The following is a 14360-nucleotide window of genomic DNA, read 5'->3' as shown; positions in this document are numbered from 1 at the left end:
GGTTCCTGCCGCCGGGGCTGCGGGGGCGGGGGTGGGCGCCACCGGAGCCGGCTGGGCGGGCGTGATGCCCTTGACCAGGGCTTCGGGGCGGGCCTTCACTTCCTGGTCGCGCGGGGCCCAGGCCATGTCGGTGGACGGCGCCTCGGCCAGCTCGAAGCTGGTTTTCACTTCTTCCAGCCGCGGATCATCGTGGCGCAGGCGTTCGATGTGGTGATGCGGCGTTTCCAGGTGCTTGTTGGGGATCAGCACCAGGTTGACCTTCAGGCGGGCTTCCATCTTGGCGATGTCGGCGCGCTTTTCATTGAGCAGGAAGGTGGCCACGTCGACCGGCACCTGGGCGTGCACCGCCGCGGTGTTTTCCTTCATGGCCTCTTCCTGCAGCAGGCGCAGCACGTGCAGGGCGCTGGACTCGGCATCGCGGATCACGCCGGTGCCGTTGCAGCGCGGGCAGGTGATGTGCGAGCCTTCGTTCAGGGCCGGACGCAGGCGCTGGCGCGACAGTTCCATCAGGCCGAAGCGCGAGATCTTGCCCATCTGGACGCGGGCGCGGTCGAAATGCAGGGCATCGCGCAGGCGCTGTTCGACGGCGCGCTGGTTCTTGGTGTCCTCCATGTCGATGAAGTCGATCACGATCAGGCCACCCAGGTCGCGCAGGCGCAATTGGCGGGCCACTTCGTCGGCCGCTTCCATGTTGGTGCGCAAGGCGGTTTCTTCGATGTCCGAGCCGCGGGTGGAGCGTGCCGAGTTGACGTCCACCGCCACCAGGGCTTCGGTGTGGTCGATGACCACGGCGCCGCCCGACGGCAACTGCACCGTGCGGGAATAGGCGGTTTCGATCTGGTGTTCGATCTGGAAGCGCGAGAACAGCGGGATATCGTCGCGGTAGCGTTTGACGCGCTGCACGTTGTCGGGCATTACCACGCTCATGAACGCGGTGGCCTGGTCGGCGATTTCGTCGGTGTCGATCAGGATTTCGCCGATTTCGGGCGAGAAGTAATCACGGATGGCCCGGATGACCAGGCTGGATTCCAGATAGATGAGAATGGGGGCGGCGTTGTCGCGGGCGGCGGAATCGATGGCCGTCCAGAGCTGCATCAGGTAGGACAAGTCCCATTGCAGTTCTTCCACGTTGCGGCCGATTCCGGCGGTGCGGGCAATGATGCTCATGCCTTGCGGCACTTGCAGTTGCTCCATGGTGTCGCGCAGTTCCTGGCGGTCTTCGCCTTCGACGCGGCGCGATACGCCGCCGCCGCGCGGGTTGTTGGGCATCAGCACCAGGTACCGGCCCGCCAGCGAAATGAACGTGGTCAGGGCGGCGCCCTTGTTGCCGCGTTCTTCTTTTTCAACCTGGACGATCAGTTCCTGGCCTTCGCGCAGGGCGTCCTGGATGCGGGCCGAGCGTACGTCCACGCCTTCCTTGAAGTAGCTGCGGGCCACTTCCTTGAAGGGCAGGAAGCCGTGGCGGTCTTCGCCGTAATTGACGAAGCAGGCTTCCAGGCCGGGCTCGATGCGGGTGATGACCCCTTTGTAGATGTTGCCTTTGCGTTGTTCGCGGCCGGCGGTTTCGATGTCGAGATCGATGAGCTTCTGCCCATCGACGATGGCAACGCGCAGTTCTTCCTGGTGCGTTGCGTTGAACAGCATGCGCTTCATGAGTGGTGTTCTCCGTTGTCATGACGCGCCGATATCGGCGCGTGACCTCGGGCCACTCGGGCTGCGGACTGTAGCGGGGCAAGAAGATCAAACGGCTGCCGGGCGAAACGCCCAGGCGTAGCCGCCGCCGGTCAGGCGGGCACGTCGTGCCCTGGGGCACGCGGTTCTGTCAGCAGGAGAGTCAGCTTCACTAAGTGTGGTTGACGGAAAGGATTGCTGTGAACGACAGGTGCGGCCGGCAACTGGCCCGCGCGCACCTGGTGCTTTAATTACGCGACGATTCTTGCAGTGCTTCAGAGCCACTTGCGGCATGCAACGGACCTGCCAGGACGGCGGGCAAAGACAGTGCCACACCACCATCCGGCAGGGCGCGGTTGCGCCGGCGACCGAGAGACCCCGGAGCTGAACGAGCAGGCAGCAGTACAATGGCGGCCCGCGCGCTCGACGGAGACGCGCAAATATTGCATCTCTACGCCAAGCGGCTAATTCAGCCCCTTAAGGCTGTCCCGATTATATGTCGCTTTCCGCAATGCGCAAAGAAACCCCTGTTTCCGCCAATTCCGCCCCGTCTGTCCGCCTGGTAGAGGTGGGGGTCGAGCACGCCGGCCAGCGTATCGACAACTTCCTGCTGCGCCTGTGCAAGGGAGTGCCGAAAAGCCATATTTACAAGGCCATACGCGGCGGCGAGGTCCGGGTAAATAAGGGACGCATAAAAACCGACTACCGCGTGGTCGAGGGCGATGTGGTGCGCGTGCCCCCATTGCGCCTGCCCGCCCCGGGCGAGGCGCGTCCGGTGCCCGGGGCGGAATTCCCCGTGGTGTTCGAAGACGATGCCCTGCTGGTGGTGGACAAGCCGGCCGGGGTGGCGGTGCACGGCGGCAGCGGCGTGTCGTTTGGGGTCATCGAGCAGCTGCGCGCCGCCCGCCCGCAAGCCCGCTTCCTGGAATTGGTGCACCGGCTGGACCGCGAAACCTCCGGCCTGCTGATGGTGGCCAAGAAGCGCAGCGCGCTGCTGGCCCTGCACGCCATGCTGCGCGAGGGCAGGGGCGACAAGCACTACCTTGCCCTGGTCGAGGGCGATTGGGTCAACGACCGGCAGCACATCCGCCTGGCGCTCACCAAATGGACCACCCAGTCCGGCGAACGCCGCGTGCGTCCCGATCCGGCCGGCCAGGCGGCGCACACCATCGTCACGCTCAAGCAACGCCTGGGGGGTTACAGTCTGGTTGACGCCGAACTGCGCACCGGCCGCACCCACCAGATCCGGGTGCACCTGGCGGCCAGCGGCTTTCCCATCGTGGGTGACGATAAATACGGGACGGATGAGACGCGCGCCCGGTTCGCGCGCCAGGGGTTCAACCGCATGTTCTTGCACGCGCACCAGTTGACCCTGCCGCACCCGCTTACCGGAGAAACCCTGCGGCTGACAGCGGAATTGCCCGCAGCCTGCCGCAAGCTCTTGCAACAACTGGAGAATGCTTGAACATGCCGTACTCGCTGGTGGTATTCGATTGGGACGGAACCTTGATGGATTCCACCAACGGAATCGTGTCGGCGATCCAGGGAGCCTGCCGCGACCTGGATCTTCCGGTGCCCACGGCCTCGGCCGCCAGCTGGGTGATCGGCCTGTCGCTCGAAAGCGCGCTGCGCAAGGCTGTTCCCGAACTCACCCAGGCCATGGTGCCGCGCTTCCTGGAGCGCTACCGTACCCATTACTTGCTGCGCGACCCAGACCTGCAACTGTTCGAGGGCATAGAGGGGCTGCTGGGCGAACTGGGCGGTCAGCAGGCGCGCCTGGCGGTGGCCACCGGCAAGAGCCGGGTCGGCCTGAACCGGGTGCTGGCCGCCACTGGCCTGCGCGACGTGTTCCACGCGACCCGTACCGCCGACGAAACCTTCAGTAAGCCGCATCCGGCCATGCTGCACGAACTCATGCAGGAACTGGATGTCCAACCCGAACGCGTGGTCATGGTGGGCGACACCTCCCACGACCTGCAAATGGCCTGCAACGCCGGCGTGCACGGCCTGGGCGTCACTTACGGGGCCCATAGCCCGGAAGAACTGCGCGGATGCGGCCCGCAGGCCGTGGTGGACAACGTCGCCGCACTGCGGGAATGGTTACTGCCGCGCGTGGGAACCTGACAGCCTGGGAGCCTGACATGTTGATACGCAAGCCTGGCCATGTGCCGCCGCCGTCCGAAATCACCCCCGAAGCCATCTGGCAGTCGCGCCGCAACTGGCTGGCGCGCGCCGGCATGGTTGCAGCCACGGCGGGCTTGCCGGCCTGGGCGGCGCGCCATGCGTACGCCCAGAATGCCGCGCCGCTGCCCGGGCGGCCCAGCCCGCAGTTCTCTGTCATGGACAAGCAGACGCCGTACGGCGACGTCACCAGTTACAACAACTACTACGAGTTCGGGGTCGACAAAGGCGATCCGGCGGACTACGCCCACAAGCTGCAAACCCGGCCCTGGACAGTCAGTGTCGAGGGCGAGGTGCAGCGTCCGCAAACCTTCGATATCGACACCTTGCTGAAGCTGGCGGCGCTGGAAGACCGTGTGTACCGGCTGCGCTGCGTGGAAGGGTGGTCCATGGTCATTCCGTGGGTGGGCTACCCGCTGGCGGCCTTGCTGAAGCAGGTAGAGCCCACTGGCAATGCCAAATACGTGGAATTCACCACGGTGGCGCAGCGCGAGAACATGCCGGGCCTGCGCTATCCGGTGCTCGACTGGCCCTACGTCGAGGCCTTGCGGCTGGACGAGGCCATGCATCCGCTGACGCTGCTGGTGTTCGGCCTGTACGGCAAGGTGCTGCCCAATCAGAACGGCGCCCCGTTGCGGCTGGCCGTGCCCTGGAAATACGGGTTCAAATCGGCCAAGTCGCTGGTGCGCATTCGGCTGCTGGAAAAGCAGCCCACCACTTCGTGGATGCAGGCGGCCGCCCGCGAATACGGTTTTTATGCCAACGTGAACCCCGACGTGCCGCATCCGCGCTGGAGCCAGGCCACCGAGCGCCGTATCGGCGAAGACGGCCTGTTCACCCCCAAGCGCAAGACGCTGATGTTCAATGGCTATGCTGACCAGGTGGCATCCCTGTACCAGGGCATGGACCTGAAGGCCAATTACTGAACCCGGCATGCCGCAGCCGACTGCCGCCCCGGCTTCCGCTGCCCGCCGCAAGCAATGGTCGGCCGCCATGGTGGGGCGCTTCAAGCCGTTGCTGTTCGTGGCGGGCCTGCTGCCGTTCGCGCGCTGGGTCTGGCTGGGGTTCAACAATGGCCTCACCGCCAATCCCGTGGAATTCCTGACCCGTTCATCGGGCACCTGGACGCTGGTATGCCTGCTGGTGGCGCTGGCTATCACGCCGTTGCGGCGCATTCTGGGGCAGCCGGCCCTGGTGCGGCTCAGGCGGCCCTGCGGCCTGTTCGCTTTTTTCTACGGCAGCATGCATTTTCTGGCCTGGGTCTGGTGGGACCGCGGGCTCGAGCTCGGATCCATGCTGCAGGACATTGCCGAACGGCCATTCATTGCCGTGGGCCTGGCCGCCTTCCTGTGCATGGCGGCGCTGGCGGCCACGTCCACGCAGTGGGCCATGCGCAAGATGGGGCGCCACTGGCAAACCCTGCATCGCGCGGTGTACCTGATCGGCGTCCTGGCCATTGTGCATCTGTGGTGGCACAAGGCTGGCAAGAACGATTTCGAGCAGCCGCTGCTTTATGGCCTGGTGCTGGCCGCGCTGCTGGGGTGGCGCGCCGCGGCGGCCTGGCGCGCCCGGTGAAGGGCGGGCTTAGCTGTCAGGGCCCGGGGCTTTTGGGCAAGGCCATCATGATCGCGGCCGTCTCGGCGTCGGGCTGCCCGTCGTAGTTCGACGGCCGGTAGTGCATCTGGAAGGCGGCGATCACGTTGCGGGTGGCGCGGTCCAGTTTGCCGTGTTGCGGGCAGGCGTAGCCCAGTTGCGCCAGCTGCCGCTGGAACCAGGCTACTTCCGGCACTCCCTGGCGTTGCAGGCCGACCCAGTTGGCGGCCGCCTGGGCCTCGTCGAACCAGCGCCCGATGCCGGCGTCGGCCAATTGCTTCCAGGGGAACAGCGGCCCCGGGTCGGTCTTGCGCTGCGGCGCGATATCGCTATGGCCCACCACGTTTTCAGGGGCGATGCCGTGCCGCGCCAGCACATCCTGCAGCAGCAGGATCAGGCTCTGGATCTGCGCCTGGGAATACGGTTGCCAGCCCGTGCCGCCCGGGGCGTGGTCGTCGCGGCCGCCATTGACCAACTCGATGCCGATGGACACGGGATTCAGCGACACCTGCCGATACCAGCTGCTTGCCCCGGCGTGCCAGGCGTTGCGGGTTTCATCCACCAGCCGGTATACGCGGGGAGATGCCTGGTCGGTAATGAGGTAGTGGCTGCTGACATTGCCGCGCGACAGCAGCTTCAGGGAATGCTCGAGGGTGGTGGATGTGTAATGCAGCACCACATAGCGCACGCGGCTGTCCTGGCCGGTGGCGGTGATCGAATCGTCGATGTGCAGCCGGGGCGGTTCCTGGCGGCTGGCGCATCCGCCCAGCGCCATCGCCAGCGCCAGCAAGGCCGGGCCGGCAATACGGTGGGGCGGAACTGGCCGGGTCATGCGCGCTGGGCCAGGTACAGGAACAGGGTGGGGCGCTTGTCCAGGTCGGGCGCGGGGCGGGATTTCCATTCCGAGATGGTGCGCGTCTGCACCCATTCATCGTCGGTGGTCAGCGAACGGGCGACGCACAGGCGGGTATCGCCGCGCAGCGAAGCCAGCAGGGTGGCGAACATGGCGGCGTTGCGATACGGGGTCTCGATCAGCAACTGGGTCTGGTGATGGCGCGCGGAATGCTGTTCCCAGCTGCGCAGTTGCCTGGCCCTTTCGGCCGGATCGACGGGGGCGTACCCGTGGAAGGCGAAGCGCTGGCCGTCCAGGCCGCTGGCCATCAGGCCCAGCAGGATGGACGAAGGCCCTACCCAGGGGCGCACCGCGATGCCCAGGCGATGGGCGGCCGCCACCACCGCGGCGCCGGGGTCGGCCACGGCCGGGCAGCCGGCCTCGGATACCAGGCCCAGTTCGCCGTCCTGGCGCAAGGCCGCCAGCCATTGCTGGATCTGCGCGGCATCCGTCTTGGGGCCGAGGGTGTGGATGGTGATTTCCTGCAGGGGGCGTACGGTGCCAATCTGCTTCAGGAAGGCGCGCGCCGTCTTGGCGTTCTCGGCGATGTAGGTGTCCAGGCGGCCCGCCAGCGCCCTCGCGTCGGCGGGCAGCCAGCGTTCGGCCGGCGCATCGCCCAGGCTGACGGGAATCAGGTGCAGGGTGCCGCTCATGCCGGCGTGCCTGCGGTCAGGGGATCCAGCCCGAAGGTGGCCAGCATGGCGGTCAGGGCAATGAGCGGCAGCCCGATGATGGCCGTGGGGTCGTCGCTGCGGATGGATTCCATCAGCGCGATGCCCAGGCTTTCCGCCTTGGCGCTGCCCGCGGTATCGTAAGGTTCTTCGGCGCGCAGGTAGGCGTCGATGGCTGCATCGGTCAGCGGCCGGAACCGGCACAGGGTTACCACGTCGGTTTTTTCCACGCGCTGGCCGTCGGTGACTGCCAGGGCGCTGTGGAACTCCACCGTCTGGCCAGCCAGGGCGCGCAATTGCAACCGGGCGCGGGCAAAATCGCCTGGCTTGCCGATGGGCTGGCCGTCTACCGTGGCCACCTGGTCTGATCCGATCACGATGCAGTCTGGGTGGCGGGCCGCGATGGCGCGCGCCTTTTCCACGGACAGTCGCAGGGCCAGGACGGCCGGGGCTTCGCCGGGGGCTGGCGTTTCGTCGATGTCGGGGGAAATCGCCTGGAATGGCAGGCGCAGGCGCGACAGCAATTCATGGCGATACCGGGAGCTGGAGGCAAGGATCAGGCGGGGTGTCGAGTTGGGCATGCGGTGTTTGACGGTAATGCGTAAGTCACGGTATTATCTAACGTTTTGCGGGATTTTTGCAGGCAGCGGTATCTGCACCACGGAGCACACATGAGCAAGAATGAACGGGCAGGGGCGGCACAGCCGCGCGGCTCGGCTGGTTCGAGCGGCGCCGTGGTCGATGCTTTTGCGCTTGCCCGTCAGGGCGGCCATGCCCAGGGTACCGTACCCTTGGTGCGGCTGGCCAGGGCTGCCGAAGGGCTGCCCCAGCAGCCTGCCGGCGAAGCCGGCCTGGTGGCGTGGTCGGTGCAGGGCGAAACCGGCAAGGGCATGGGCAAAACCGGCGTCGCCGCCGGCCAGCCGCTGCTGCACTTGCACGTGCAGGCCAATCCGGTCCTGTTGTGCCAGCGCTGCAACGCCCCGTTTGTTTATGCAGTAGATTCCCGAACAGTGTTGCAGTTGGTGCAGTCGGAAGACGAGCTCGACGACGACCTGTCCCTTGATACGCAAGACCCGGAACTTGCGGACGCGCTACCCGACAAAGTAGTGGGTTCGCATCGCTTCGATCTGTTGGCCCAGGTCGAAGACGAGCTCATCCTGAGCATTCCATATGTGCCCAGGCATCCTGTATGCCCGGGCGCACAGGCCGAAGATGGCGACGCGCCGCAAGCGCCCGCCGACGGTCGTCCGTCGCCGTTCGCGGTGCTCGAACAACTGAAGCGCAAAGATTAAGGTCAACATCGGGCGCATCGCATACAATGCTGCCCGTTTCTAGGAGTCATCATGGCTGTTCAACAAAACAAGAAGTCCCCGTCCAAGCGCGGCATGCATCGTTCGCATGATTTCCTGGGCAACCCGCCCACCGCGATCGAGCCCACCACCGGCGAAAACCACCTGCGTCACCACATCAGCCCCAACGGCTTCTATCGTGGCCGCAAGGTGCTCAAGACCAAGGCCGACGAATAAAGTCGGGGCGGATTCGCCATACGCATTCACGGCAGCGCTTGATCCGCAACTGTGATACGCATCGCCATTGACTGCATGGGCGGCGATTTCGGCCTGCCCGTCACCATTCCGGCCGCGATCGAGTTCGCCCGGCAATATCCGGATTCCCGGCTGTTGCTGGTCGGGCTGCCCGACGCCATCGAGGCCGCGCTGGCCGAGCAAAAGGCCGTCCCGCGCGACCGCCTGGAAATCGTGCCCGCCACCGAGGTCGTCTCCATGGACGACTCGGTCGAGGTCGCCCTGCGCCGCAAGAAAGATTCCTCCATGCGCCTGGCGGCGCAGGCCGTCAAGGACGGCCGCGCCGACGCCTGCATTTCCGCCGGCAATACCGGCGCCTGGATGGCCATTTCGCGCTACGTGCTCAAAACCCTGGACGGCATCGACCGCCCGGCCATCGCCACGTCCATTCCCAACCAGACCGGCCGCGCCACCACGGTGCTCGACCTGGGCGCGAATGTCGACTGCACGGCCGAGCACCTGCTGCAGTTCGCCATCATGGGCGCCGCGCTGACGCAGGCCGTCGACCATCGCGACAATCCCTCGGTGGGCCTGCTGAACATCGGCGAAGAAGTCATCAAGGGCAACGAAGTGGTCAAGGAAGCCGCCGAGCTCCTGCGCCGCAGCCCGCTGAACTTCCATGGCAACGTGGAGGGCAACGACATCTTCAAGGGTACGGTCGATGTCGTGGTCTGCGATGGCTTCGTGGGCAATGTGGTGCTCAAGTCGGTCGAAGGCCTGGCGAAGATGCTGTCCAGCGTCATCCGCGAAGAATTCAAACGCAACCTGATCACCCTGCTGGCCGGCGCCATCGCCAAGCCGGTGCTCAACCGCCTGCGCAACCGCGTCGACAACCGCCGTTACAACGGCGCGGCGCTGTTGGGCTTGCGCGGGGTGGTGATCAAAAGCCACGGCTCCGCCGACGCCTATGCTTATGGTTTTGCGTTGCAGCGCGCCCGCGAGGCTGTCGTGAGTAAACTGCAAGAACGTACCGCCCAGGCTGTGGCGCTGATTACCCAGCGCGTCCAGATGGGCGAGGCCGTTGCCGGCGAGTCCGCGGCGGCCGGGGACACCGTTTGATGGATACCGCAATGACATACGCCGTGATCGCCGGTTCGGGCAGTTTCCTGCCCGAACGGGTCGTGTCCAACGACGAACTGGCCGCCGAGCTGGCCACGCGCAATATCGCCACGTCCGACGCATGGATCGTCGAGCGCACCGGTATACGCCAGCGTCACCTGGCCGAGCGCGGCGTCACCACCAGCCAACTGGCCACCCTGGCGGCCCGCCGCGCGCTGGAAGACGCCGGTGTGCAGGCGTCAGACGTCGACCTCATCATCGTGGCCACCTCCACGCCCGATTTCGTCTTCCCCAGCACCGCCTGCCTGGTGCAGGCCAACCTGGGCGCCAAGGGCGGCGCCGCGTTCGATGTGCAGGCCGTGTGCAGCGGTTTTGTCTATGCGCTGAGCACCGCCGACGCCTTCATGCGGGCAGGGCGGGCGCGTTGCGCGCTGGTCATCGGCGCCGAAGTCTTTTCGCGCATCCTCGACTGGAACGACCGCAGCACCTGCGTGCTGTTCGGCGACGGCGCGGGCGCCGTGGTGCTGAAGGCTTCCAGCCAGCCCGGCATCCTGGCCGCCCAGTTGCATGCCGATGGCTCGCAAACCAAGATCTTGTGCGCGGCCGGCAATGTGGCCTACGGCGACGTCACGGGCGATCCGTTCCTGCGCATGGACGGGCAAGCCGTGTTCAAGCAGGCGGTTACCGTGCTCGATCGTTCGGCCCGCGATGTCTGTGCCGAAGCCGGTGTCGACCTGGCCGACGTCGATTGGCTGGTGCCGCACCAGGCCAATGTCCGCATCCTGAATTTCCTGGCGCGCAAACTGCACGTGCCTGCCGAAAAAGTCGTGATCACCGTTGATTCCCACGCCAATACCTCGGCCGCCAGCGTGCCGCTGGCCCTGGACGCCGCCCGCCGCGACGGCCGTGTCCAGCCGGGCCAGCTGGTGCTGATGCAGGGCGTGGGCGGCGGGTTCACCTGGGGCTCGGTCCTGGTCCGCATGTAACGCCGGGCGTTCCGGCCGGGGCGGGCGCTCCGATGTCGGGTATTCTCACCGATTCAGAAATCAGTCGATACATTCCATTATGAAAATCGCGTTTGTCTTTCCTGGCCAAGGTTCGCAGTCGGTCGGCATGCTCGATGCCTGGGCCGGCAATGCGGCCGTGGCCGAGGTCGTGGCTCGCGCGGGCCAGGCGCTGGGCCAGGATCTTGCCGCGCTGATCGCGCAGGGCCCTGCCGACCAGCTCAATCTCACCACCAACACCCAGCCCGCCATGCTGGTTGCCGGCGTGGCCGTGTTCGCCGCCTGGCGGGCCGCGGGCGGGCCGCTGCCTGCCCTGATGGCTGGCCACAGCCTGGGCGAATACGCCGCCCTGACGGCGGCTGGCGCCCTGTCGCTCGAAGATGCCGTCCGCCTGGTGCGCGTGCGCGCCGACGCCATGCAGGCGGCCGTACCCGTGGGCACCGGCGGCATGGCCGCCATCCTGGGCCTGGACGATGATGCCGTGCGCGCAGCCTGCGCCCAGGCTGCCCAGGGGGAAGTGGTCGAGGCCGTGAACTTCAACGCGCCCGCCCAGGGCGTCATGGCCGGCCACAAGGCGGCCGCCGAGCGCGCCTGCGAAGCCGCCAAGGCCGCCGGCGCCAAGCGTGCGCTGCCCTTGCCGGTATCCGCGCCTTTCCATTCCAGCCTGCTGCGCCCGGCCGCCGATGTCCTGGCCGGCGCCCTTGCGCAGGCCTCCGTGTCGGCTCCCCAGGTACCGGTGGTCAACAATGTCGATGTCGCCACCCCCGCCGATCCGGCCGCCATCCGCGATGCCCTGGTCCGCCAGGCATGGCACCCGGTACGCTGGGTGGAAACCCTGAAGGCCATGAAGGCCCAGGGCGTCACGCACGTGGTCGAATGCGGTCCGGGCAAGGTGCTGGCCGGCCTGACCAAGCGCATCGACAGCGAACTGACGGGCCTTTCCATTACCGATCCGGCCTCGCTGGACGCCGCGCTGGCCGCGCTCAACCAGAATTGATACGGCGCGCCCGCGCAGGGCGCCCGGTATAACGGAACCTGATATGGACAAACAATCGGCAGAACTGCAAGGCAAGGTGGCCCTGGTAACCGGCGCCACGCGTGGCATCGGCAAGGCTATCGCCCATGAACTCGCCAGTCGCGGAGCAGTGGTGGTGGGCACCGCCACCAGCGAATCGGGCGCCCAGGCCATCACCGAAGCGCTGGGGCCCCTGGGCGGGCGCGGCGTGGTGCTGGACGTTACCGACGCCAAGGCCTGCGATGCGCTCATCGACGCGCTGGGCAAGGAAGCGGGCGGCCCGCACATCCTGGTCAACAATGCCGGCATCACCCGCGACAACCTCGCCATGCGCATGAAGGACGACGACTGGTCGGCCGTCATCGACACCAACCTGGCGTCGGTGTTCCGTCTGTCGCGCGCTGTGCTGCGCGGCATGATGAAAGCGCGCTGGGGCCGCATCATCAACGTGACCTCGGTGGTGGGGGCCAGCGGCAATGCCGGCCAGGCCAACTACGCCGCCGCCAAGGCCGGCGTGGCCGGCATGTCGCGCGCGCTGGCGCGCGAGCTGGGCAGCCGCAACATCACCGTCAATTGCGTGGCGCCGGGCTTCATCGACACCGACATGACGCGGGCCCTGGGCGATGACCAGACCGCGGCATTGCTGCAGCAAATTCCGCTGGGCCGGCTGGGTTCGCCCGTTGATATCGCGCATGCGGTGGCCTTTTTATCGGGCCCCCAGGCGGGTTACATTACTGGAACCACCCTGCACGTCAACGGCGGGATGTACATGCAATAAGGCCGCCCAAGAGCGGCCCGTCAGCGGCTCGCCCAGGGGTATACAGTTATTTTTGTCACGGCCAAGCGTTTGCATTCCTCTACGCTTGGCTATAATTCGCGGGATTTTTCCCAATTGGAGATCTGCATGGAAAGCATCGAACAGCGCGTCAAGAAGATCGTCGCTGAACAACTTGGCGTCAACGAAGCCGAGATCAAGAACGAATCCTCCTTCCTTGACGACCTCGGTGCCGATTCGCTCGACATGGTTGAACTGGTCATGGCGCTCGAAGACGAATTCGAGACCGAGATCCCCGACGAAGAGGCCGAAAAGATCACCACCGTGCAGCAAGCGATTGACTACATCAATTCGCACGGTAAGCAGTAAGCAGCCTGTATTTTTCCGGGCGCTCTCCGCATTGCGGAAGCGGCCGGGAACCGGGGCGGTTTCAGGGGTGCCGTGCGGTCCGTACGCGGAAACGTCGTGACGTTTCCGCGGCCGGGCGGGCCGCATGCGCGGCGCATCCGAAAACCGCCTTTTCTTTGTCTGTTTTAGGAGTCATCCGTGAAGCGACGAGTCGTCATCACCGGCCTGGGTATCGTATCGCCCGTGGGCAACGACATCTCCAGCGCCTGGGACAATATCGTCAACGGACGTTCCGGCATCGGCCGCATCACCCGTTTCGACCCCTCGGCCATCACCACGCACATCGCGGGCGAGGTCAAGGACTTCGACGTCACCCAATTCATGCCGGCCAAAGAAGCCCGCCAGATGGATACTTTCATCCATTACGGCATGGCTGCCGGCATCCAGGCCTGGCAAGACAGCGGGCTTGAAGTCACCGAAGCCAATGCCGACCGCATCGGGGTGATCGTCGGGTCGGGCATTGGGGGCCTGCCCCGCATCGAAGAAACGCAAACCGAGCTGCTGGCCAAGGGCCCGCGGCGTATTTCGCCATTCTTCGTGCCGGGGTCGCTGATCAACCTGATCTCCGGCCAGTTGTCCATCAGGTTCGGCATGAAGGGCCCCAGCTATGCGGTGGTGTCGGCTTGCACGACCGGCCTGCATTGCATCGGCGACGCGGCCCGCCTGATCGAATACGGCGATGCCGACATCATGCTGGCCGGTGGGGCCGAATCCACCGTGTCGCCCCTGGGCATCGGCGGTTTCGCGGCCATGCGGGCGCTGTCCACGCGCAACGACGACCCGGCCACCGCTTCGCGTCCCTGGGACCGCGACCGCGACGGCTTCGTGCTGGGCGAGGGCGCGGGCGTGCTGGTGCTGGAAGAATACGAACATGCCAAGAAGCGCGGCGCGCGCATCTACGGCGAGTTCGCCGGCTACGGCATGAGCTCCGACGCGCACCACATCACCGCGCCCGACAAAGACGGGCCGCGCCGCGGGGTGGTCAATGCCTTGCGCAATGGCGGCATCAACCTCGACGAAGTCGACTACGTCAATGCGCACGGTACGTCCACGCCGCTGGGCGACAAGAACGAATCCGATGCGCTCAAGCTGGCCTTCGGCGACCACGCCAGGAAACTGGTGGTGAATTCCACCAAATCCATGACCGGCCACCTGCTGGGCGCCGCCGGCGGCATCGAGGCGGTATTCACCACGCTGGCCGTGTACAACCAGAAATCGCCGCCCACCATCAACATCTTCAACCAGGATCCCGAATGCGACCTGGATTACTGCGCCAACCAGGCGCGCGACATGAAGATCGACGTGGCGATTTCGAATTCCTTCGGTTTCGGCGGCACCAACGGCTCGATGGCCGTTCGCCGGGTCTGATTGGAAGTCCACCGGGAATCCGGCCGCCGGGCGCTCAGCGTGCCGGTGCGTCAACCCCGCCACCTGCGACGCGTAAGCCAGACGGCCCAGGCGGGCGCGGCGGCCTGCGCCGTTGCAGCGGCATGGTGGCAGGCTGGCCC

16 protein-coding genes are annotated in these 14360 nt (G+C 66.2%); 12 read left to right on the top strand and 4 right to left on the bottom strand.

Annotation, left to right across the window (positions count from 1 at the left end):
* Positions 1–1653, bottom strand: a 1653-nt coding sequence (locus tag LPZ50_RS12120) for an Rne/Rng family ribonuclease (RefSeq protein ID WP_230661732.1), incomplete at its 3' end; no start/stop codon positions are given.
* A 514-nt stretch (positions 1654–2167) separates the two neighbouring features.
* Here LPZ50_RS12120 and LPZ50_RS12115 point away from each other — a divergent pair.
* The 4 genes from LPZ50_RS12115 to msrQ are packed head-to-tail and all read left to right on the top strand — an operon-like array spanning position 2168 to position 5427.
* Positions 2168–3136 (top strand): RluA family pseudouridine synthase, encoded by a 969-nt coding sequence (locus tag LPZ50_RS12115; RefSeq protein ID WP_230661730.1) that lies wholly within the window; start codon positions 2168–2170, stop codon positions 3134–3136.
* Positions 3137–3138: 2 nt separating this feature from the next.
* Complete coding sequence (locus tag LPZ50_RS12110; RefSeq protein ID WP_230661736.1) at positions 3139–3795, top strand: HAD family hydrolase; 657 nt, start codon at positions 3139–3141, stop codon at positions 3793–3795.
* A 17-nt stretch (positions 3796–3812) separates the two neighbouring features.
* Positions 3813–4778, top strand: a complete 966-nt coding sequence (msrP, locus tag LPZ50_RS12105; RefSeq protein ID WP_230661728.1) for a protein-methionine-sulfoxide reductase catalytic subunit MsrP — start codon at positions 3813–3815, stop codon at positions 4776–4778.
* 7 nt (positions 4779–4785) lie between these two features.
* Positions 4786–5427, top strand: a complete 642-nt coding sequence (gene msrQ / locus LPZ50_RS12100) for a protein-methionine-sulfoxide reductase heme-binding subunit MsrQ (RefSeq protein ID WP_268903353.1) — start codon at positions 4786–4788, stop codon at positions 5425–5427.
* 16 nt (positions 5428–5443) lie between these two features.
* On the opposite strand, the gene LPZ50_RS12095 is transcribed toward msrQ, so the two are convergent.
* The 3 genes from LPZ50_RS12095 to LPZ50_RS12085 are packed head-to-tail and all read right to left on the bottom strand — an operon-like array spanning position 5444 to position 7589.
* On the bottom strand, positions 5444–6277 hold the full coding sequence (locus LPZ50_RS12095; RefSeq protein WP_230661726.1) for an N-acetylmuramoyl-L-alanine amidase: 834 nt from the start codon (positions 6275–6277) through the stop codon (positions 5444–5446).
* On the bottom strand, positions 6274–6990 hold the full coding sequence (locus LPZ50_RS12090; RefSeq protein ID WP_230661724.1) for an SAM-dependent methyltransferase: 717 nt from the start codon (positions 6988–6990) through the stop codon (positions 6274–6276). Before LPZ50_RS12090 ends, LPZ50_RS12095 begins: the two co-directional genes overlap by 4 nt.
* Positions 6987–7589, bottom strand: a complete 603-nt coding sequence (locus LPZ50_RS12085) for a Maf-like protein (RefSeq protein WP_230661722.1) — start codon at positions 7587–7589, stop codon at positions 6987–6989. The genes LPZ50_RS12090 and LPZ50_RS12085 overlap by 4 nt, the downstream gene beginning before the upstream one ends.
* Before the next feature lie 90 nt (positions 7590–7679).
* On the opposite strand from LPZ50_RS12085, the gene LPZ50_RS12080 reads away from it, so the two are divergent.
* The 8 genes from LPZ50_RS12080 to fabF all read left to right on the top strand — a co-directional run bounded on the left by LPZ50_RS12080 (position 7680) and on the right by fabF (position 14220).
* Positions 7680–8300: a YceD family protein gene (locus LPZ50_RS12080; protein ID WP_230661719.1), complete on the top strand. Its 621-nt coding sequence runs from the start codon at positions 7680–7682 to the stop codon at positions 8298–8300.
* Positions 8301–8351: 51 nt separating this feature from the next.
* Positions 8352–8534 (top strand): 50S ribosomal protein L32, encoded by a 183-nt coding sequence (gene rpmF, locus LPZ50_RS12075; RefSeq protein ID WP_230661717.1) that lies wholly within the window; start codon positions 8352–8354, stop codon positions 8532–8534.
* Positions 8535–8585: 51 nt separating this feature from the next.
* Positions 8586–9650, top strand: coding sequence for a phosphate acyltransferase PlsX (gene plsX / locus LPZ50_RS12070; RefSeq protein WP_230661715.1), 1065 nt, complete (start codon positions 8586–8588; stop codon positions 9648–9650).
* Positions 9650–10636, top strand: a complete 987-nt coding sequence (locus tag LPZ50_RS12065) for a beta-ketoacyl-ACP synthase III (RefSeq protein ID WP_230661713.1) — start codon at positions 9650–9652, stop codon at positions 10634–10636. Before plsX ends, LPZ50_RS12065 begins: the two co-directional genes overlap by 1 nt.
* A 79-nt stretch (positions 10637–10715) precedes the next feature.
* Positions 10716–11651, top strand: coding sequence for an ACP S-malonyltransferase (gene fabD, locus LPZ50_RS12060; RefSeq protein WP_230661711.1), 936 nt, complete (start codon positions 10716–10718; stop codon positions 11649–11651).
* 43 nt (positions 11652–11694) lie between these two features.
* A complete protein-coding gene (fabG, locus tag LPZ50_RS12055; RefSeq protein WP_230661709.1) occupies positions 11695–12447 on the top strand; it encodes a 3-oxoacyl-ACP reductase FabG in 753 nt (250 codons plus the stop codon).
* Positions 12448–12573: 126 nt separating this feature from the next.
* Positions 12574–12813, top strand: coding sequence for an acyl carrier protein (acpP, locus tag LPZ50_RS12050; RefSeq protein WP_003813816.1), 240 nt, complete (start codon positions 12574–12576; stop codon positions 12811–12813).
* Between the two features lie 177 nt (positions 12814–12990).
* Positions 12991–14220: a beta-ketoacyl-ACP synthase II gene (fabF, locus tag LPZ50_RS12045; protein WP_230661707.1), complete on the top strand. Its 1230-nt coding sequence runs from the start codon at positions 12991–12993 to the stop codon at positions 14218–14220.
* The last annotated feature ends 140 nt before the right edge of the window (positions 14221–14360 follow it).

It is taken from the genome of Bordetella petrii (genome assembly GCF_020991325.1).
In the GTDB taxonomy this organism is placed as follows: domain Bacteria; phylum Pseudomonadota; class Gammaproteobacteria; order Burkholderiales; family Burkholderiaceae_B; genus Bordetella_A; species Bordetella_A petrii_E.
This window is presented reverse-complemented; position numbering and strand designations above follow the sequence as displayed.

Bases quoted from the DNA above. Each gene is read 5' to 3' on its own strand.
- fabD (WP_230661711.1), top strand. From the start codon at position 10,716: ATGAAAATCGCGTTTGTCTTTCCTGGCCAAGGTTCGCAGTCGGTCGGC.
- LPZ50_RS12115 (WP_230661730.1), top strand. From the start codon at position 2,168: ATGTCGCTTTCCGCAATGCGCAAAGAAACCCCTGTTTCCGCCAATTCC.
- msrP (WP_230661728.1), top strand. From the start codon at position 3,813: ATGTTGATACGCAAGCCTGGCCATGTGCCGCCGCCGTCCGAAATCACC.
- fabG (WP_230661709.1), top strand. From the start codon at position 11,695: ATGGACAAACAATCGGCAGAACTGCAAGGCAAGGTGGCCCTGGTAACC.
- acpP (WP_003813816.1), top strand. From the start codon at position 12,574: ATGGAAAGCATCGAACAGCGCGTCAAGAAGATCGTCGCTGAACAACTT.
- LPZ50_RS12090 (WP_230661724.1), bottom strand. From the start codon at position 6,990: ATGAGCGGCACCCTGCACCTGATTCCCGTCAGCCTGGGCGATGCGCCG.
- LPZ50_RS12080 (WP_230661719.1), top strand. From the start codon at position 7,680: ATGAGCAAGAATGAACGGGCAGGGGCGGCACAGCCGCGCGGCTCGGCT.
- LPZ50_RS12085 (WP_230661722.1), bottom strand. From the start codon at position 7,589: ATGCCCAACTCGACACCCCGCCTGATCCTTGCCTCCAGCTCCCGGTAT.
- LPZ50_RS12095 (WP_230661726.1), bottom strand. From the start codon at position 6,277: ATGACCCGGCCAGTTCCGCCCCACCGTATTGCCGGCCCGGCCTTGCTG.
- msrQ (WP_268903353.1), top strand. From the start codon at position 4,786: ATGCCGCAGCCGACTGCCGCCCCGGCTTCCGCTGCCCGCCGCAAGCAA.
- rpmF (WP_230661717.1), top strand. From the start codon at position 8,352: ATGGCTGTTCAACAAAACAAGAAGTCCCCGTCCAAGCGCGGCATGCAT.
- LPZ50_RS12065 (WP_230661713.1), top strand. From the start codon at position 9,650: ATGGATACCGCAATGACATACGCCGTGATCGCCGGTTCGGGCAGTTTC.
- LPZ50_RS12110 (WP_230661736.1), top strand. From the start codon at position 3,139: ATGCCGTACTCGCTGGTGGTATTCGATTGGGACGGAACCTTGATGGAT.